We start from the raw sequence: 19350 nt of genomic DNA, 5'->3' as shown, positions 1-19350 counted from the left end.
TGGGCGGGCGCCGCGCCGGGGCCGGGCGTGAACCGGTCAAGTGGCCCGGTTCACATGGCAGTACCGTCCGGCCGCCGACACCATGGTCCTCTCACCGGCAGGGCGAAGGGATCCAGGATGTTCCGCAAGGTGCTGGTCGCCAACCGAGGCGAGATCGCGATTCGCGCGTTCCGCGCCGGCTACGAACTGGGCGCGCGCACGGTCGCCGTCTTCCCGCACGAGGACCGCAACTCGCTGCACCGGCTCAAGGCCGACGAGGCGTACGAGATCGGGGAGCCGGGGCACCCGGTGCGCGCCTACCTGTCGGTGGAGGAGATCGTGCGGGCCGCCCGGCGGGCGGGTGCGGACGCCGTGTACCCGGGCTACGGCTTCCTGTCCGAGAATCCGGAACTGGCGCGCGCCTGCGCCGAGGCGGGCATCACCTTCGTCGGCCCGGACGCCGGCACGCTGGAGCTGACCGGGAACAAGGCCCGCGCGGTGGCCGCCGCCCGCGCGGCCGGGGTGCCGGTCCTCGGCTCGTCGGCGCCTTCCCGGGACGTCGACGAACTGGTCCAGGCCGCCGAGGAGATCGGGTTCCCGGTGTTCGTGAAGGCGGTCGCGGGCGGCGGCGGGCGCGGGATGCGCCGCGTGGAGGATGCCGCGGCGCTGCGTGAGTCCATCGAGGCGGCGTCCCGGGAGGCGGCGTCGGCGTTCGGCGACCCGACCGTGTTCCTGGAGAAGGCGGTCGTCGATCCGCGCCACATCGAGGTGCAGATCCTCGCCGACGGCGAGGGCAACGTCATGCACCTGTTCGAGCGGGACTGCTCGCTGCAGCGCCGCCACCAGAAGGTGATCGAGCTGGCGCCCGCGCCCGGCCTCGACCCGGAGCTGCGGGAGCGGATCTGCGCGGACGCGGTGCGGTTCGCGCGGGAGATCGGCTACCGCAACGCGGGCACGGTGGAGTTCCTGCTCGACCGGGACGGCAACCACGTCTTCATCGAGATGAACCCGCGCATCCAGGTCGAGCACACCGTCACCGAGGAGGTGACCGACGTCGACCTGGTGCAGGCACAGCTGCGCATCGCCTCCGGCGAGACGCTGGCGGACCTGGGGCTGTCCCAGGAGACGCTGACCCTGCGCGGTGCCGCCCTGCAGTGCCGCATCACCACCGAGGACCCGGCCAACGGCTTCCGTCCGGACACCGGCCGGATCAGCGCCTACCGCTCCCCCGGCGGGTCCGGCATCCGGCTGGACGGCGGCACCACGCACGCCGGTACGGAGATCAGCGCCCACTTCGACTCGATGCTGGTGAAGCTCACCTGCCGGGGCCGTGACTTCACGGCCGCGATCGGCCGGGCCCGGCGGGCGGTGGCCGAGTTCCGCATCCGCGGTGTCGCGACGAACATCCCCTTCCTCCAGGCCGTCCTGGACGACCCGGACTTCCAGGCGGGCCGGGTGACCACGTCGTTCATCGAGCAGCGCCCGCACCTGCTCACCGCCCGGCACTCCGCCGACCGCGGCACCAAGCTGCTGACGTATCTCGCCGACGTCACCGTCAACAAGCCGCACGGGGAGCGGCCGGAACTGATGGACCCCACCGCCAAGCTGCCTCCGCTGCCGGCCGGGCAGCCTCCCGCGGGCTCCCGGCAGCGGCTGGCCGAGCTGGGCCCGGAGGGCTTCGCCCGCGCGCTGCGCGAGGCGCCCGGTCTCGCCGTCACCGACACCACCTTCCGCGACGCCCACCAGTCGCTGCTGGCCACCCGGGTGCGCACCAAGGACCTGCTGGCCGTGGCCCCGCATGTCGCGCACACCCTCCCCGGGCTGCTCTCCCTGGAGTGCTGGGGCGGCGCGACGTACGACGTGGCGCTGCGCTTCCTCGCCGAGGACCCGTGGGAGCGGCTGGCCGCGCTGCGCGAGGCGGTGCCCAACATCTGTCTGCAGATGCTGCTGCGCGGACGCAACACGGTCGGCTACACGCCCTACCCCACCGAGGTGACCGACGCTTTCGTGCAGGAGGCCGCGGCCACCGGCATCGACATCTTCCGAATCTTCGACGCGCTGAACGACGTCTCGCAGATGCGGCCCGCCATCGAGGCCGTGCGGGAGACCGGCACGGCGGTCGCCGAGGTCGCGCTCTGCTACACGGCCGACCTGTCGGATCCGGGCGAGCGGCTCTACACCCTGGACTACTACCTGCGGCTGGCCGAGCAGATCGTCGAGGCCGGCGCCCATGTGCTGGCCGTGAAGGACATGGCGGGGCTGCTGCGCGCGCCCGCCGCCGCGACGCTGGTGTCCGCGCTGCGCCGCGAGTTCGGCCTGCCGGTGCACCTGCACACCCACGACACCGCGGGCGGCCAGCTCGCCACCTATCTCGCGGCGGCGCAGGCGGGGGTGGACGCCGTGGACGGGGCGGTGGCGTCGATGGCGGGCACCACCTCGCAGCCGTCGCTGTCGGCGATCGTGGCGGCCACCGACCACTCGGACCGGCCGACCGGGCTGGACCTGCAGGCGGTCGGTGACCTGGAGCCGTACTGGGAGGGCGTGCGCAAGGTGTACGCCCCGTTCGAGTCCGGGCTCGCCTCCCCCACCGGGCGCGTCTACCACCACGAGATCCCCGGCGGCCAGCTCTCCAACCTGCGCACCCAGGCGGTCGCGCTGGGCCTCGGCGACCGGTTCGAGGAGATCGAGGCGATGTACGCGGCGGCCGACCGCATCCTCGGCCGTCTGGTGAAGGTCACCCCGTCCTCCAAGGTGGTCGGCGACCTGGCCCTGCACCTGGTGGGGGCGGGGGTGACGCCGGAGGACTTCGAGGCGACGCCGGACCGGTTCGACATCCCGGACTCCGTCATCGGGTTCCTGCGCGGTGAGCTGGGCACCCCGCCCGGCGGCTGGCCGGAGCCGTTCCGGACGAAGGCGCTCCAGGGGCGCGGGGCGGCGAAGCCGGTGCGGGAGCTGTCGGCGGAGGACCGCGCGGGGCTGGAGAAGTCCCGGCGCGCGACGCTCAACCGGCTGCTGTTCCCGGGCCCGACGCGCGACTTCGAGGCGCACCGGCAGGCGTACGGCGACACCAGCGTGCTGGACAGCAAGGACTTCTTCTACGGCCTGCGTCCCGCCAAGGAGTACGCCGTGGACCTGGAGCCGGGGGTGCGGCTGCTCATCGAGCTGCAGGCCGTCGGCGAGCCCGACGAGCGCGGTCTGCGCACCGTGATGTCGAGCCTGAACGGGCAGTTGCGGCCGATCCAGGTCCGGGACGCCGCGGCGGCGTCCGACGTACCGGTGACCGAGAAGGCCGACCGCGCCGATGCGGGCCATGTCGCCGCGCCGTTCGCCGGGGTGGTCACGCTGTCGGTCGCGGAGGGCGACGAGGTGACGGCCGGGGGGACCGTGGCCACCATCGAGGCGATGAAGATGGAGGCCGCCGTCACCGCCCCGCGTTCCGGCCGGGTGAGCCGGCTCGCCATCAATCGTGTCCAGCAGGTGGAGGGCGGGGATCTGCTCGTCGAGATCGTCTGAGCCCGTCCCCGGGAAGCGCCCGGGGCCGCCCGTTGCACCGCCCTGCCCGCCGTCGTCCCTCCGACGGCGGGCAGGGCGGTCCTGTCTCCCGGGGTGGGGGGCGAGAAACCGGCTTTCTGGGGGCTCAGAACCAGCCGCGTGCTCATTTCTGCTTGCAACTGCTTCTTTTCGAGCACCTATTGACATGGGGCGGTGGCGTGGCCAGAGTCGTGCGGCAGCAAGAGCAGCCGGCCCCGCAGGAGAGGACCGATCCGCGCCATGCCTGACATCCCTGCTGTCTCACGCCGCACCCTCATGGGAGGAGCCCTCGCCACCGGCGTCGCCGCCGGACTCGGCGCGGGCACCGCCTCCGCCGCCCCGGCCGCCCCCGCCGCGCAGGCCGTCCCGCCTGGGGAGCCCGCCCCGCCCCGGGGCCGGGGCCAGAGGTCCATGGCCAACGTGCCGTTCACGGTGCACCGGACGGTCCGCGTCGGCCTGATCGGTCTCGGCAACCGGGGCCACGGCATGGCCTCGGGATGGGCCGCCGTCCCCGGCTGCACCGTGACCGCCGTGTGCGACATCCGCGCCGAACGCGCGGCACGGACCGCCGATCTGCTGGCCTTCGAGGGCCGCCCCCGGCCGGCCGAGTACGGCGGCTCGGCCGAGGCGTACCTGCGCATGCTGCGCCACGACGACATCGACCTCGTCTACATCGCCACCCCGTGGGAGTTCCACCACGAGCAGGGTCGCGCCGCGCTGCTGGCGGGCAAGCATGCCCTCGTCGAACTGCCCGTCGCCACCGAGCTGGACGAGCTGTGGGACCTGGTCGACACCAGCGAACGCACCCGCCGGCACCTGATCCTCTCCGAGAACTGCAACTACGGCCGCAACGAGCTGGCGATGCTGCGGATGGCCCACGACGGCCTGTTCGGGGAGATCACCAACGGTCACGGCGGCTATCTGCACGATCTGCGGGCCCTGCTGTTCTCGGACACCTACTACACCGACTCCTGGCGGCGGCTGTGGCACACCCGCAGCACCGCGTCGTTCTACGCCATGCACGGCCTCGGCCCGATCGCGGCGGCCATGGACGTCAACCGCGGCGACCGCATGACCGCCTTGCGGGCCACCGCCACCGAGCCGAGGGGCCTCGCCGACTACCGCGAGCGGTTCGTGCCGACGTCCCATCCGAGCTGGCGGGAGACGTACGTCAACGGGGACCTCGTCACCTGCCTCATCGACACCGCGCGGGGCCGGGTGATCCGCGCCGAGCACGACGTCAGCTCACCGCGCCCCTACAGCCGTATCAACTCGCTGGCCGGCAGCCGTGGCATCTTCGAGGACTACGCGGGCGTGACGTCGGCGGGCGGCGGCCGGATCTACGTCGAGCCGGATCACAGCGGCCACACCTGGCGGGCGTTCGACTCCTACCGCAAGGAGTTCGACCACTGGCTGTGGCGGAAGATCGGCGACGACGCCGCGGGCAACGGCGGGCACGGCGGGATGGACTACGTCCTGCAGTGGCGCACCGTCCAGCAGATGCGCGCCGGGCTCGTGCCCGACATGGACGTCTACGACGCCGCGGTCTGGTGCTCCCCCGTCCCGCTGAGCGTCAGGTCCCTCGCCGCCGGCGGCCGCCCGGTGCCGGTGCCCGACTTCACCCGTGGCTCATGGGTCAACCGTCGCCCGGGGCTCGACTCACACCCCGGTGAGATGCCCCCCGTCCCCTGAGGGCCCCTTGTCCGGCCGGGCACCGTGACGCATGCTGCTCGGCGGCCACCGTCCCGTGGCCATGGTGGCCGCGGGGGCGGCCGAGGAGAGGGAGGCACCGGTGGGAGACGCACTGGCACGGTCCATGTGGGAGCGGTACGAACCGGTGCACGGCATCGTCTACTTCGCCCCGGAAACCCGCCGTGCCGCGGACGAACTCGGCCTGCGCGGCTTCTGGATGGGCTACTTCGCCCTGCGGGCCGCCCCGCTCGGCCCCGTTCCCCCCGCCGTCGTGACCAGTTGCTTCTACGTCTTCCACCCCGACCGCGTGGCCCGGGCGCTGCCGGACGCCTGGCGGTACACGACCCCGGCCGACGCGCTCGCGGCGCGGCTGCGGGCGGTGGACGCCGCCATGACCCGCCTGTTCGGCCGGGACGGGGTCGCCTCCGCGGCGCTGGCGGAGGCCGCCGACCTGGCCTGGGAGGCGGCCATGGCCGCGGATCCGGCGGGCCGGGTGCTCGGCGCCGCCAACCAGGCCCTCGACCGCCCCGACCGCCCCCACCTCAGGCTGTGGCAGGCGCTGACCACGCTGCGCGAGCACCGCGGGGACGGGCATGTCGCCGTCCTGGTCGCGCACGGGCTGGGGCCGGTGGAGGCGATGGTGCTGAAGGCCGCCGCGGGCGAGTCGGACCCGAACCTGCTGCGGGAGGGCCGCAGGTGGGACCTGACGGCCTGGCAGGCCGCCGAGGCCGCGCTGCGCGAGCGGGGCCGGCTCGCCGGGGACGGGTCGCTGACCGCCGCCGGAGCGGCCCTGCACGCGGAGGTCGAGGCGGCGACCGACGCGGCCGCGGCCCAGCCCTGGAAGGCCGTGGGTGAGGCGGCCGCCACCCGCCTCGCCGGTCTGCTCGAACCCCTCGCGCGTGCGGTGCTGGCCTCCGGAACGGTGCCGTCCGGCAATCCGGTGGGGCTCACCGGAGACCTGTGGAAGGCGTCCCGACCGGCCGGGGACTGACCGGATTTCCGGTCGTCTGCCGGACCACAGGCAACCCGTACGCCCCTCCCCGCCTCCTCCTGCACGGAAGGCACCGGCGCAAGGTGCCTTCCTCACCGAGGATTTGAGGAGAGGTTCGTTGATACGTGCCCGAATGACGTGGGCCACCGCGCTCGCGGCGGTGACGCTGGTCGGCGCGTCACCCGCCGTGGCGCAGGCCCGCCCCCAGCCGCCCGGCGCCGCATCCGCCACGGCGGGCAGCGGAGCGGAAGTCCTGCCGCCCGGCTGGCGGATCGCCGCCACCGGTGAGGGGAACGCCCTGGAGTGGCGGGCGCCCCGGCGCGTCCCGCCGGGCGACGCGCGCGTGGAGTTCCGCACCGGCGACGCGCTGGTGGGCATCCCGCAGCCGGACGGGGACGGCCGTACCTTCCGGCTGCCGCTGGACCGGGTCGGGCTCACGGACCTGACGGACGTGCAGGTGTGGGCGGGTGGCCGCCGGCTGGACCGGGCCCCGGGTGCCGCGAACGGTCCGGACGCCTCCGCGCCGCGCGCCTCGGGGCTCCCGCCCCGGCTGCCCGCGGGGGCCGTCGACCCGGGCAAGCCGGGTCCGTTCGCCACGGTCACCGGCGAGTACGCGCTCGACTCCGTGCGGCTGCCCGGCTTCCCCGCCCCGGTCGAGATGCGCGGCGTGGTCGTGGCCCCCAAGGGCGCCACCGGCAAGCGCCCCCTCGCTCTCTTCCTGCACGGCCGGCACGCCACCTGCTACGTCCCCGGCGGCGGCGAGAACGCCGTCACGATCGACTGGCCCTGCGCGGCGGGCGCCCGGCCGATCCCCAGTCACCGCGGCTATCTGAAGGACCAGAAGCTGCTGGCCTCGCAGGGCTATGTGACCGTGTCGATCTCCGCCAACGGCATCAACGGCCAGGACGCCCAGGTCGAGGACGCGGGCGCACAGGGCCGCTCCTCGCTGGTGCGGCGGCACCTGGCGCGCTGGGCGGACTGGGCCGCGCGGCCGTCCACCGCCCCCGAGGCCGTCCGCAAGGCGCCCACGGCCGACCTGTCGCGCGTCCTGCTGGTGGGCCACTCGCGCGGTGGTGAGGGCGTCGACCGGGCCGCCCTGGACAGCCTGTACCCGCCGCCGGCCGCCCAGGACGGCCAGCCGGGCCGCGCCCGCTGGACCATCCGCGGCACCGTGCTGATCGGCCCGACCATCTTCGGCCAGAACCCGGTGCCGGACGTGCCGTCGCTGACGATCCTGCCGGGCTGCGACGGCGACGTCTCGGACCTCCAGGGCCAGGTCTACGTCGACGGCACGCGCGGGGTGAGCCGCGGCAAGGCCCTGCACAGCGCGGTGTACATGACCGGCGCCAACCACAACTTCTTCAACAGCGAGTGGACGCCGGGCGAGGCCCAGGCACCCGCGGACGACGACTTCTGGAACGACCCCGGCGACCGCGACCCGGTCTGTTCCCCGGGCAGCGCCACCCGGCTGACGGCCCAGCAGCAGCACCGCGCCGGCGCCACCTACATCGCCGCCGCCGCGCGGCTGTTCGTCGCCGGTGACGACCGGGTGCGCGAACTCGTCGACGGCACCGGCCGCCGGGCCCCCTCGGCGGATCCCGCGCGCGTGCTGACCCACGCGGTGGGTGCGGGCCGGGGCGCCGGCTTCCTGCCGGACGGCCCGATGAAGGTCACCGGCGGACGGCTGTGCGCCGCGGTCGACCCGAACCCGAGGGCGGCGTGCCTGGGCGAGGACGCGGCCGGCGGATCGCCGCACTTCGCCCGCTGGTGGCCGGAGCGTGAGCAGGGCCGCCGCGCCGTGGCGCTGAAGTGGTCCGCGGCGGGCACGCCCGTCCGGATCCGGCCCGCCAAGGCCGTTTCGCTCAAGGGCGCGAAGAGCCTGGCGCTGCGGGTCGTCGTGCCGCCGAACAGCGCCGGCACCCTGCTCGACGTCTCGGTCACCGACGCGGCCGGCCAGCGCGTCACCCTCGGCACGGTCCGTGCGGACGGGCTGCCGGGCAGCGAGCGCACCGCTTCCTACTGGGCGCAGGAGCGCCGCGTACCGCTCACCGCCGCCACCCGCGCCGGAGTCGACCTCAGTCGGATCACCACGCTGGAACTGACCCCGCGTTCCCGCGCGGGCCGGGCCTGGCTGATGGACGCCCACGCCTGGCGCCCCGGCACGCCCGCGGTGAAGCCGGCGGCCCTGCCCCGGGTCGACATCGGCCGGCTGACGGTCGACGAGGGCGACTCGGGCGTGCGCACCTACGAGGTGCCCGTGCGGGTGTCCGGTCAGGGCAGCGGCTCGGTGCGGATGTACGTGATGGACCCGGTGACCGGGGCGACCACGCACCGCCTCGTCACCGTGCGCCCGGGTGACGCCGGCACCACGGTGACGATGAGGGTGGAGGGCGACGAGCGCTACGACTGGGACGTCTCCAACCTCGTCCTGGCGAAGGCGGTCCGCGGCACGGTCGTCGGGTCGTACGCCGGTGGTGTCACCGTGCGGGACGACGACCCGCGGCCCGAGGTCGCGGTGACCCCGGTCGCGGGCGAGGTCACCGAGGGCCAGCCGCTGCGCTGGCGGGTCTCGCTGTCCGCGCCCGCCGACGTGGATCTCGGATCCCCGCTGCTGGTGGTGCCGGCCGGCGGGCGGCCCGAGCTGTCCACCCGGGACGTCGACCAGGAGTGGCTGAGGGACATGTACGGCGAGCTGCCCGACGGGGAGGTGCCGCTGTCCGGGCTGGAGTACTTCTCCCTGTGGGCGCCGGTGCCGGCCGGTGAGCTGAGCGCGGAGCTGGCGGTGCCGACGGTCCGCGACCAGGTCGCCGAGCCCGTGGAGCACCTGGTGCTGCAGCCCACCGATGCGGAGGGCGAGCCGCACGGTCCGGTGGTGACCGGGACCGTCCGCGACGCGTCGTAGCCCCCCGCCCCCCGCGCGGGTCCGGCCGGAGCGTGTTCCGGCCGGGCCCGCGCGTCCGTCTGTGCCGCCTCCACCACCACCGACCACACCACCACCGCGGCCACCCGGTACCGTATGACGGAAAATTGGTGCCGCGATGCGGAAGCTCGGGTGGAACATATCCAGGGGGTGGGACGTGCGACGGCCGAAGGGGCTCCGGCGGTGGCGCCCGGGGCGGACGGGAGGTTTCCCGGCGCAGGTGCTGCGCGGTCTCGGCCAGGTGATGCTCCTCGCCAGCCCTTGGACCGGCGCCCTCGGCTGCCTGGCCGTGGCCCTCGCCGACTGGCGGTACGCGGTGTACGCGACGGGCGGCGCCGCCCTGGGCACCGGTACCGCGCGGGTGCTCGGCGTGTCCCGCGACCGGCTCGACCCGGGGCTCGAAGGCTTCAACTCCGCGCTCGCCGCCCTGTGCTGCGCGGTGCTCCTCGGGCCGAGCCGGCCGTCCACCGCGCTGTTCGCCGCGGCGGGCTGTGCCGTCGTCACCGTCCTCACCGCGGCGGCCGTCCGCCTGTTGCGCGGGTGGGACCTGCCGCCGCTGACCCTGCCGTACTGCGTGCTGGCGGTGGCGGTGAGCGCCGCCGCGCCCGCCTTCGCGCGGCTAAGGCCGCACGACGGCGGTCCGACCGGCCCGGCCGCCGCCCCCGGTCCGGCCGGACCGCATCTGGAGGAGGCCGCCCGGGCCTTCCTCCACAACGTCTCCCAGCTGTTCTTCCTGGAGCGGTGGTACGTGGGCGCGCTGCTGCTCGCGGCGGTCCTCCTGGCCGACCGTACGGCGGGGCTGGCGGCCTGCGCCGGCAGCGCGACCGGCGTCCTGACCGCCTGGGTGCTCGGGGCGCCGGCCCCGCTGATCGCCGACGGGACCATGGGCTGCAACGCGGTACTGGTCGCCATGGCGCTGTACGGGGTGCTCCTGCCCGCGGCACCGGCCACGCTGCCGTACGCGCTGCTCGGCGCGGCGACCGCGACCGTCCTCACCCCGGCCGTCGCCGCGCTGCTCGGCCCGCTCGGCGGCCGTGCCTTCACCTGGCCGTTCGTGCTGACGACCCTGTGTTTCCTCGCCGCGGCCCGCTCCTTCCCCCGGCTGACCGGCCGCGGCGAGGCCCCGGCCGGGCCCGTGCCGCGCCGTGCGCCACGGGGATCATCCGTCCCGGCCGGACGTCGATCCACCGGACACGGCAGCGGCGCGGAAGCGGGAACGGAGTCGGTGGCGTGCACGGTGAGTACAAGATCCCCGGCGCCCGGCCGGACGGATCGGGTGCCGTGAGTCCTGCCCCGCCCGCCCGGCCGGTCAGCCCGCCGGATGACCCGGATCGATGTCCAGGCTGTCGCGCAGCCGCAGCGGCGGACCGTCGTCGCCGCCGTGTCCGCTCCGCTCGGCTTCGAGCACGAACCCGACGTGATCCCCGCCGTCGACGCGGGTGCGCACGGCGCCGACCAGCCAGGCGGCCGCGTCCTCCAGGACGACCGCCCCGCCGTGCTCCCGCCGCCAGCGCACCCGGCGGAACTTGTCGACCTCGTCACCGGTCTCCCCGCCGAACAGCGCGGCCAGGTCGTGCTGGTCGCGGGTCAGCAGATGGACGGCGAGACGGTCGGCGGCGCGGGCCACCCGGTAGGTGCGGTTGGCCTTGGAGAGGAAGACCACGTACCGCAGCGGCCGGATGGAGCACTGCGCGGAGAAACCGACCAGGCAGCCGGCCCGCTCGTCCCCCACCGCCGCCGTGACCACGCACATCTGCGGATTCAGCCCGTCGAAGAATGCTTCGGTGTCCACCACCCCCTTCCAGTGCCCCGTCCGGCCGCGGTCGCACAGGGACGGCGCGAGGAAGCCACCGGCGCCCCGTTCCGGGGAACCCGGAGCGGCGGCGGGACGTCATCCCCGGTGACGGGACGGCGCGCCGGCCTTCCGACGACGAGACGAGGACGAGGGATGAGTGAGAAGGCCCGGAAGCTGTTCGAGGCGCTGGACCTCGACCACAACGGGACGCTGACCCGCGAAGAGGTGATCGTCGCCCTGCGGTCCAAGGGGCCCTCCCTGGCCGCCTCCGGTGTCCTGCCGTTCTGGGGCGTCCAGGACACCGATGCCTCTTCCGCGCTGTTCGACGCCGCCGACCAGAACGGGGACTCCGTGCTGACCCTGGAGGAGTTCGCCGCGGTGGTGGACCGGCGCTTCGGCTGGAGCTGACCCCTCAGCGACCGCCGTCCGGTGCCGCCCGCACGTGACGCGGCGGCTCGGGGACGGGACGCACCCGGAAGCCGCCGCGGCCGTCGAACCGCACCTCCAGGACGGTGTCGAAGCCGTCCGCCCGCGAGGGGCGGCGCAGCCGCTTCGCGGTGGCGCGGATCCCGACGTCGGGGATCCGCGCCCGCCCCTCCCGCAGCGCGTTGCGTGCCAGTGATCCCGCGAGGTCCGGCGGGAACCAGTAGGCGGTGACCGTCGCGCCGTGCGCGTGCCCGGCCGCGACCAGCGGGGTCCACTCCTGCGGGGACGGGTTGGTGTTGTCGACCGCCACGGACCTGCCGGCGGCCAGCGCCTCCGCCACCAGCCGCATCTGCCGCCGCTGCCGGTGCCGGGCGGACCGGGGGAACAGGTCCTTGCTGACCAGCTCGTACGGCCCTGTCAGCCACTGGCGGCAGAACGTCGACTTGCCGGAGGCCTGGAGCCCCACGAGCACGGCCACGTCCGGCGGTGTCCCGGTCGGCACCGGTCCTCCCGTCACTCGTCGGCCTCACCGTCACGGCGAGACGGCGTCCCGCGTACCCGCCGGCGCGCCGCGCGACACCGGGCGCGCGAACCGGAGCGGCGGGCGAGGGTTGCGCCGCGGCGCCGTGGGGTACCCGGCCGTGGTTTCCAGGCGGCGGCCCAGGCGCCCGCCGCAGGCCCGCCGCGCCTGCTTCCGCAGGGGGCGACATGCGAGTCGAACTGATCCAGCGGGCGGCCAATGTGCTGTTCGAGGTCCCGGACGACGTGCACGAGGAGATCATCACCTTGATCACGGCGGTGGCCGAGGACCCGATGGCGCAGGTCCCGGGCGTCGCCGCGGCGTTCGGTGACTGGTGCTGGCTCGTCTACACCACCCGCGGTGACGTGATCGAGGTCCTGGACGCCGGCTGCGCCCGGTGACACCGCCCGCCCCGTGCCCCGGCCGCCGTCGTCCGGTGCCGGGCACAGGTGCGTCCGCCGGAGGACACGGCGGCACGGTGAGGTGACTCAGGTCACCTCGGACACCGGGCAGGTCACGGGCGGCGGACCCGTGCGCGGGCGTCCCGCGAGATTTTCCGAATCAAGAGAGCATGCGGATCGCATGTCGGGGTAAGCGCAGCTTCGTCGGCTCACCAGGCCGGCCAACGCAAGGGCGCACCAATTGGGAGGGAAGGCCATGACGACGACCGTGCAGGCTGCTGAGTGCACTACCGCCATGCCGGAGATTACGGATCCGTCGAAGGTGGCGCCCGGGGACGCGCGAGAGCTGTCGAAGCTGTTCTTCAGCCGGCTGGCGACGCTGGAGGAGGGGACACCCGAGTACCAGTACGCGCGCAACACGCTGATCGAGATGAACATGTCCCTGGTCCGCTTCGCGGCCGGCCGGTTCCGCAGCCGGGGCCCGGAGGAGATGGAGGACATCGTCCAGGTCGGCATGATCGGTCTGATCAAGGCCATCGACCGGTTCGAGATCTCCCGTGAGGTGGAGTTCACCTCCTTCGCCGTTCCGTACATCGTCGGTGAGATCAAGCGCTTCTTCCGCGACACCTCCTGGGCCGTGCACGTGCCGCGCCGCCTGCAGGAGGCGCGGGTGCAGCTGGCCCGCGCCACCGAGGAACTGCGCAGCCGGCTGGGTCGCACCCCCACGACCAAGGAACTGTCCGAGCTGATGAGCCTTCCGGAGGAAGAGGTCGTCGAGGCCCGGCTGGCGTCCAACGGCTACAACTCCGCCTCCCTCGACGCCGCCATCAACGGCAGCGAGGACGGCGAGGCGGCCCTCGCCGACTTCATCGGCACCGACGACGCCGCGCTGGAACTGGTCGAGGACTTCCACGCCCTGGCCCCGATGATCGCCAACCTCGACGAGCGCGACCGGCAGATCATCCACTGGCGGTTCGTCGAGGAGCTCACCCAGAAGGAGATCGGCGAGCGGCTCGGCATCTCCCAGATGCACGTCTCCCGGCTGATCTCCCGGCTGCTGGCCCGCCTGCGCGAGGGCATGCTCAGCACCAGCTGAACCGCGGCACGAGGTCCCGTCCGGCACAGTCCGGGCCGTGGCCCGCTGCGTCACCTCGGACACGGCGGGTACTCGCCACAGCGCGGAATGAATCGGGACCGGGGAGGGATCATCGTGGACGAATCGTCAGTCCGGGCGGTGGGCTGGGCACGCTCGCTGCCCATGAACACGGGGCCGAAGGCGGCGCGCGACTGGGCGCGCGAGCACCTGGACAGCCTCGGCTGGACGCACAGCGCCCCGCAGACGGTGGACGATGTGCTGCTGACCGTGTCGGAGCTGGTCACCAACGCGCACGTTCACGCCCACTCCACCGCCCGGCTGGTGCTGGCGTGGGACGGGCAGTGCCTGCACGTCACCGTGCACGACGACGTGCGCGCACTGCCCACCCCCCGCGAACCCAGCCGCGACGGACTGGGCGGGCGGGGCATGCTGCTGGTCGACGCCCTGGCCGACGAATGGGAAGCCCGTCCCTGCCCGGACGGAAAGTCGGTCACCGCCTGCTTCCGGCCCCCGAACCCGTCCCGGCGTGCCCGCTGACGCGTACCGCCGGCGTCATCGAAGTGAGGAGAGCAACCGTGTCGTCGACCGATGTCGTCGAGCTGATCCTGCAGGACCACCGCCGTATGGAAGACCTGTTCCGTACGATGCGCAACGTCGAAGCCGACCGCGCCGCCGCTCTGGAGGAGTTCGCGGGCCTGCTCATCGCGCACGCCTCGGCGGAGGAGGAGAAGGTCTACCCCGCCCTGCGCCGCTACAAGAACGTGGACGGCGAAGACGTCGAGCACAGCGTCCATGAGCACCATGAGGCGAACGAGGCGCTGCTCGCCCTGCTCGAGGTGGACGACACGGGGTCGCAGGAGTGGGACGAGAAGCTGGAGGAACTCGTCACGGCGGTCAACCACCACGCCGACGAGGAGGAGCGGACCCTGCTCAACGACGCCCGGGAGAACGTGAGCGACGAGCGCCGCGCCGAGCTGGGCGAGGCGTTCCGCGCGGCACGCGCGCAGCACCTGGAGGCGGGCTGCGGCAGCGTCGAGAACGTGCGCAAGCTGGTGGAGTCCGTCAAGGACTGAGAAGCGACGAGGGTGCCCCGGGACCGCTGACGGTCCCGGGGCACCTTTCTGCTGTTTCCTCTCCCAGGGTCAGACCGGGTCGGTCTCCTCGGCCTCGAAGGCGCGCAGCAGATCCGCGGCCACGCTCACGGCGATCGTCGCGGGTTCCTTGCCGGTGATGCCGGCCAGTCCGATCGGGGTCTTGATCCGGGCGATGGCGGCCTCGTCGTGGCCTCCCTCGCCGGCCAGCATCTTGCGGAACCGCGCCCACTTCGCCGCCGATCCGATCAGCCCGACCGAACCGAGGTGGGGTGTACGCAGGGCGGCGTCGCACAGCGCGGCGTCCTCCGCGTGATCATGGGTCATGATCAGGACGTGGGTGCCGCGGGGCAGCTTCGCCAGCACCTCCTCGGGCAGCAGCGGCGTGTGGTGGACGTGCACCTGGGCGGCCGCGTCCGCGAGCACGGCGAGCCGTTCCCCGGCGAGCACGTCGGACCGGGAGTCGATCAGATGCAGATCGAGGTCCTGACGTGCCAGGATGCGCGCCAGTTCCAGGCCGACGTGACCGACACCGAAGATCGCCACCGCCCGTACCACCGGCAGCGGTTCGAGCAGTACCGAGACCGTGCCGCCGCAGCACTGCACGCCGTGCCGGCTGGTCACCTTGTCGTTCAGGGCGAAATCCATCAGCTCCGGCTTCGGCTCGGACGCGGCGATCATCTCCCTGGCCCGGTCGATCGCGACGGCCTCGACGTTCCCGCCGCCGATCGAGCCCCACGTCTCGGTCCGCCCCACGACGAGTTTCGCGCCGGCGTCGCGCGGAGCGTGGCCGCGCACGGTCGCGACGGTCACCAGCACGCCGGGCTCCCGGCGTGCTCGCAGCCGCGCGACCGCGCCGACCCAGGTCATGTCAGGCATCGCTCAGCGCTGTGGTGTGGCTGCCGACCCCGGCGCCGGCGGCGGTCCCGTCCACGCCGGCGGTGGCCCCTGCCCGGCCGCTCCGTCCCGCACCCGCGCGGCGCGCCGCCTGGATCGCCCAGTACACCGCCTCCGGCGTGGCGGGCGAGGCCAGCTCGACGCCGACGCCGTCCGGCCCGAACGCGGCGGCGGCCTGCCGCAGCGCCTCGCGCACCGAGAACGCCAGCATCAGCGGAGGCTCCCCCACCGCCTTGGAGCCGTACACCGCGCCCTCCTCGGTGGCGTTCTCCAGCAGCGTGACGTTGAACTCCTCGGGCATCTCCGAGAAGCTCGGCAGCTTGTAGGTGCTCGCGGCCTGGGTCAGCAGCCGGCCGCGGTTCGGCCCGTCGCTGACGTCCCAGCGCAGGTCCTCCAGGGTCAGCCAGCCCGCGCCCTGCACGAACCCGCCCTCGACCTGGCCGATGTCGATCAGCGGGGACAGGCTGTCGCCGACGTCGTGCACGATGTCCACCCGCCGGATGCGGTACGCCCCGGTGAAGCCGTCCACCTCGACCTCGGTCGCGGCGGCGCCGTGCGCGAAGTACTTGAACGGCGAGCCCCGGAACGTCCCGGCGTCCCAGTGCAGCCCCTCGGTCCGGTAGAAGCCGGCCGCCGAGAGCTGCACCCGCTGGAAGTACGCGGTGCGCACCAGGTCGTCCCAGGCCAGTTCCTTGTCACTGCCGAGGACGCGGGCGACGCCCTCGACGATGCGTACGTCCGACGCGTTGCCGCCCAGCTGGGTGGCGGCCACCTGCTCCAGCCGCCCGCGGAGCTGCTCGCAGGCGTTCTTGATCGCCCCGCCGTTGAGGTCGGCCCCGGAACTGGCGGCCGTCGCGGAGGTGTTGGGCACCTTGTCGGTGCGCGTGGGGGCGAGGCGGACCTTGTGCAGCGGGATGCCCAGGGTGGTCGCCGCGACCTGCATCATCTTGGTGTGCAGGCCCTGGCCCATCTCGGTGCCGCCGTGGTTGATCAGGACGGAGCCGTCCTTGTAGATCAGCACCAGCGCGCCGCCCTGGTTGAAGGCGGTGAGGTTGAACGAGATGCCGAACTTGATTCCGGTGAGCGCGAGCGCCCGCTTGGTGTGCGGGTGCGCGGCGTTGAAGGCGGCGATCTCCCGCTTGCGGTCGGCGATGCCGGCGTCGTCCTTCACCTGCTGCCAGACGGTGGAGATCCGCTCGGCCTGTGTGACCGGCTGTCCGTACGGCGTCGTCTGCCCCTGGCCCGGCTGGTAGAAGTTGCGCTCGCGCAGCTCCATGGGGTCCAGGCCGAGCCGCGGTGCGCAGCGGCCCAGGATGTCCTCGATCACCAGCATGCCTTGCGGTCCGCCGAAGCCGCGGAAGGCGGTGTTGGAGACCGTGTTGGTCTTGGCGATGCGGCCGGCGACGCGCGCGTTGGGGATCCAGTAGGTGTTGTCGATGTGGCACAGCGCGCGGGCCAGCACCGGCTCGGACAGGTCCAGGCTCCAGCCGCCGTCCGCGGTCAGGGTGGCGTCCAGGGCCTGGATGCGGCCCTCGGCGTCGAAACCGATCCTCCACGTGGCGTGGAAACCGTGCCGCTTGCCGGACATGGTCAGGTCCTGCGTCCGGTTGAGCCGGAAGCGGACCGGACGGCCGGTGAGCTTGGCGCCGAGGGCGGCGACGGCCGCGAAGCCGTGCGGCTGCATCTCCTTGCCGCCGAAGCCGCCGCCCATGCGCAGGCACTGGACGGTCACCTCGTGGGCGGGCACGCCGAGCACGTGGGAGACGATCTCCTGGGTCTCGGAGGGGTGCTGGGTGCTGCTCTGGACGAACACCTGCCCGTTCTCGTCGACCTGGGCGAGCGCGGCGTGCGTCTCCAGGTAGAAGTGCTCCTGCCCGGCGAACTGGAACTCGCCGGTGAACACGTGCGCGGAGTCGGCGAAGCCGGCTTCGACGTCGCCGGTCTCCATCACGGGCCGGGCGCCGTGGAAGCTGCCCGCCGCGATGGCGTCCTGGAGGGTGATCAGGGAGGGCAGTTCCTCGAGTTCCACCTCGACGGCGGCGGCGCCGAGGCGGGCCGCCTCCAGGGTCTCGCCGAGCACCCAGGCGACCGCGTGGCCGTGGAACATGACCTCGTCCGGGAAGAGCGGCTCGTCGTGCTTCATGCCGGCGTCGTTGACGCCGGGCACGTCGGCACCGGTCAGCACGCGCACCACACCGGGCACGGCGAGCGCGGGCTCGGTGCGCAGCGCGGTGATCCGCCCGTGGGCCTTCATGACCTGGACCGGATAGGCGTGCAGCACGTCCTTGGTCCGGTGGACGAGGTCGTCGGTGTACAGCGCGGCGCCGGTGACGTGCAGGGCCGCGCTCTCGTGCGGCAGCGGCACGCCGACGACGGGCTTCTCGGGACGCTGGGACAAGTGGCTCATGACGGCACCGCCTCGGTGGTTTGCGCGTGCAGCTTCAGCAGGCTCTGGCCGAGCATCGCGGAGCGGTAGAGGGCGCTGGCGCGGTGATCGTCCATCGGTGTGCCCTCACCGCGCAGCACCCTCGCCGCGGCCTCGGCGGTCTCCGCCGACCAGGGCCTGCCCTCCAGGGCCACCTCGGTGGCGAGCGCGCGGATCGGGGTGGCGGCGACGCCGCCCAGGCCGATGCGCGCCTTGCGGACGATGCCGTCCTCGATGTCGAGCGCGAATCCGACGGCCACGCTGGAGATGTCGTCGAAACGGCGCTTGGCAATCTTGTGGAAGGCGACGACCGGCGACAGCGGCAGCGGGATCCGCACCGCGCGGATCAGCTCGCCCGGCCGGCGCACGCTGCGCCGGTAGCCGGTGAAGTAGTCCGCCAGCGGGACCTCGCGTTCGCCGTCGGCGTCGGCGAGCAGCAGCGACGCCTCCAGCGCGAGCAGCGCCGGCGGGCTGTCACCGATCGGGGAACCGGTGCCGAGGTTGCCGCCGAACGTGGCGCCGTTGCGGATGAGCCGGGAGGCGAACTGCGGGAACAGCTCCGCCAGCAGCGGAACGCTGCCGTCGAGGCGGCGTTCGATCTCGGTCAGCGTCAGCGCCGCGCCGATCTCGATGAAGTCGTCCTCCACGCGCAGCTCCCGCAGTTCGGGCAGCCGGTCGATCGCGACGACGCAACCCGCCCGGCGGGCGCGGATGTTGACCTCGACGCCCCAGTCGGTGGAGCCGGCGACCACGACCGCGTCGGGCCGCTCGCGCAGCAGCCGCAGCGTCTCGGCCAGGGTGCTCTTGCGCAGGAAGGCGCTGTCGTCCCGGACGTACTCGGTGGCGACGGGTGCGGGCGGGTCCTGCTCGCGCCGCTGCGCCAGCGGGTCGTCGTCGGCCGGCCGGCCGACGGCGAACGCGGCGTCGCGGATCGGGCGGTAGCCGGTGCAGCGGCACAGGTTCCCGCTCAGCGCGTGCAGATCGAACCCGTTGGGGCCGTGCTCGGCGTCGGTGCCGTCGGCCGGCTCGGGGTGCGCGCAGCGGTCGGGCCGGTAGTACTCGGCGGCCATGCTGCAGACGAAGCCCGGTGTGCAGTAACCGCACTGGGAACCGCCGCGGACCGCCATCTCCTCCTGCACCGGGTGCAGGCCGGGCGGGCAGCCGGGTTCGCCCGCGGTGGCGAGCCCTTCGGCGGTGACGATCTCCTGGCCGTCGAGCGCCGCGACCGGGACCAGGCAGGCGTTGACCGCCACCCAGTCGGTGGGCTTGTCCACCCCGGGCCGGGCCACGAGGACCGAACAGGCACCGCATTCGCCTTCGGCGCAGCCCTCCTTGGTACCGGTCAGGCCACGCTCGCGCAGGAAGTCCAGCACCGTGGTGTGGGGCGCGGCCGGAGCGATCGGCGCCTCTTCCCCGTTGACCGTGACGCGTGCCCCTACCATGACGGGCCGTCGTTTCGGTGCGCGCTCGGTCGATTCATGATGTTCGCCAATTTTCAGGCAGCTTTCTGTGTTCAGACGCGCCGCGCAGGACAAGCGGGCGCAGAAAGGCACGCGACAGCAACATGCCGGGAAATGATGAAGGCG

At 73.6% G+C, this 19350-nt stretch carries 15 protein-coding genes; 10 read left to right on the top strand and 5 right to left on the bottom strand.

The features are described from left to right. Nucleotides 1-117 precede the first annotated feature (117 nt). The 5 genes from SGLAU_RS29305 to SGLAU_RS29285 all read left to right on the top strand — a co-directional run bounded on the left by SGLAU_RS29305 (nucleotide 118) and on the right by SGLAU_RS29285 (nucleotide 10398). Complete coding sequence (locus tag SGLAU_RS29305; RefSeq protein ID WP_043505557.1) at nucleotides 118-3492, top strand: pyruvate carboxylase; 3375 nt, start codon at nucleotides 118-120, stop codon at nucleotides 3490-3492. A 258-nt stretch (nucleotides 3493-3750) separates the two neighbouring features. Then, the gene (locus SGLAU_RS29300; RefSeq protein ID WP_043505556.1) at nucleotides 3751-5202 is read left to right on the top strand and encodes a Gfo/Idh/MocA family protein; all 1452 of its coding nucleotides are present in this window, start codon (nucleotides 3751-3753) and stop codon (nucleotides 5200-5202) included. 100 nt (nucleotides 5203-5302) lie between these two features. Next, nucleotides 5303-6193 carry an SCO6745 family protein gene (locus SGLAU_RS29295; RefSeq protein WP_052414162.1) on the top strand — a complete coding sequence of 297 codons (891 nt, stop codon included), beginning with the start codon at nucleotides 5303-5305 and terminating at the stop codon, nucleotides 6191-6193. A gap of 133 nt (nucleotides 6194-6326) precedes the next feature. Further along, on the top strand, nucleotides 6327-9095 hold the full coding sequence (locus SGLAU_RS29290) for a hypothetical protein (protein ID WP_244315277.1): 2769 nt from the start codon (nucleotides 6327-6329) through the stop codon (nucleotides 9093-9095). A 175-nt stretch (nucleotides 9096-9270) separates the two neighbouring features. Then, nucleotides 9271-10398 carry an urea transporter gene (locus SGLAU_RS29285; protein WP_244315276.1) on the top strand — a complete coding sequence of 376 codons (1128 nt, stop codon included), beginning with the start codon at nucleotides 9271-9273 and terminating at the stop codon, nucleotides 10396-10398. A 24-nt stretch (nucleotides 10399-10422) separates the two neighbouring features. Here SGLAU_RS29285 and SGLAU_RS29280 read toward each other — a convergent pair whose 3' ends face one another. Then, nucleotides 10423-10908 (bottom strand): flavin reductase family protein, encoded by a 486-nt coding sequence (locus SGLAU_RS29280; RefSeq protein WP_043505554.1) that lies wholly within the window; start codon nucleotides 10906-10908, stop codon nucleotides 10423-10425. A gap of 153 nt (nucleotides 10909-11061) precedes the next feature. Here SGLAU_RS29280 and SGLAU_RS29275 point away from each other — a divergent pair, with 153 nt between their 5' ends. After that, complete coding sequence (locus SGLAU_RS29275) at nucleotides 11062-11316, top strand: EF-hand domain-containing protein (protein WP_043505553.1); 255 nt, start codon at nucleotides 11062-11064, stop codon at nucleotides 11314-11316. A 4-nt stretch (nucleotides 11317-11320) separates the two neighbouring features. Here SGLAU_RS29275 and SGLAU_RS29270 read toward each other — a convergent pair whose 3' ends face one another. Continuing rightward, nucleotides 11321-11836 carry an ATP-binding protein gene (locus SGLAU_RS29270; RefSeq protein WP_052413949.1) on the bottom strand — a complete coding sequence of 172 codons (516 nt, stop codon included), beginning with the start codon at nucleotides 11834-11836 and terminating at the stop codon, nucleotides 11321-11323. Nucleotides 11837-12042: 206 nt separating this feature from the next. Between SGLAU_RS29270 and SGLAU_RS29265 the strand changes: the two genes are divergently transcribed. The 4 genes from SGLAU_RS29265 to SGLAU_RS29250 all read left to right on the top strand — a co-directional run bounded on the left by SGLAU_RS29265 (nucleotide 12043) and on the right by SGLAU_RS29250 (nucleotide 14424). After that, nucleotides 12043-12255, top strand: a complete 213-nt coding sequence (locus SGLAU_RS29265; RefSeq protein ID WP_043505551.1) for a hypothetical protein — start codon at nucleotides 12043-12045, stop codon at nucleotides 12253-12255. A gap of 256 nt (nucleotides 12256-12511) precedes the next feature. Continuing rightward, a complete protein-coding gene (locus tag SGLAU_RS29260) occupies nucleotides 12512-13351 on the top strand; it encodes an RNA polymerase sigma factor SigF (RefSeq protein ID WP_043505550.1) in 840 nt (279 codons plus the stop codon). Between the two features lie 114 nt (nucleotides 13352-13465). Further along, nucleotides 13466-13888, top strand: coding sequence for an ATP-binding protein (locus tag SGLAU_RS29255; protein WP_043505548.1), 423 nt, complete (start codon nucleotides 13466-13468; stop codon nucleotides 13886-13888). 38 nt (nucleotides 13889-13926) lie between these two features. Continuing rightward, entirely contained in the window at nucleotides 13927-14424 is a 498-nt protein-coding gene (locus SGLAU_RS29250; protein WP_043505547.1) for a hemerythrin domain-containing protein, read from the top strand. Between the two features lie 69 nt (nucleotides 14425-14493). On the opposite strand, the gene xdhC is transcribed toward SGLAU_RS29250, so the two are convergent. From xdhC to SGLAU_RS29235, 3 genes are read right to left on the bottom strand one after another with little or no spacing between them, the layout of a single operon-like run. Continuing rightward, complete coding sequence (gene xdhC, locus SGLAU_RS29245; protein ID WP_099052872.1) at nucleotides 14494-15312, bottom strand: xanthine dehydrogenase accessory protein XdhC; 819 nt, start codon at nucleotides 15310-15312, stop codon at nucleotides 14494-14496. Nucleotide 15313: 1 nt separating this feature from the next. Next, nucleotides 15314-17746, bottom strand: a complete 2433-nt coding sequence (gene xdhB / locus SGLAU_RS29240; protein WP_043505545.1) for a xanthine dehydrogenase molybdopterin binding subunit — start codon at nucleotides 17744-17746, stop codon at nucleotides 15314-15316. Beyond that, nucleotides 17743-19206, bottom strand: coding sequence for a xanthine dehydrogenase small subunit (locus SGLAU_RS29235; protein WP_043505543.1), 1464 nt, complete (start codon nucleotides 19204-19206; stop codon nucleotides 17743-17745). Before SGLAU_RS29235 ends, xdhB begins: the two co-directional genes overlap by 4 nt. Between the last annotated feature and the right edge of the window lie 144 nt (nucleotides 19207-19350).

Origin of the sequence: Streptomyces glaucescens (assembly GCF_000761215.1) — a bacterium.
GTDB classification, from domain to species: Bacteria; Actinomycetota; Actinomycetes; order Streptomycetales; family Streptomycetaceae; genus Streptomyces; species Streptomyces glaucescens_B.
This window is presented reverse-complemented; position numbering and strand designations above follow the sequence as displayed.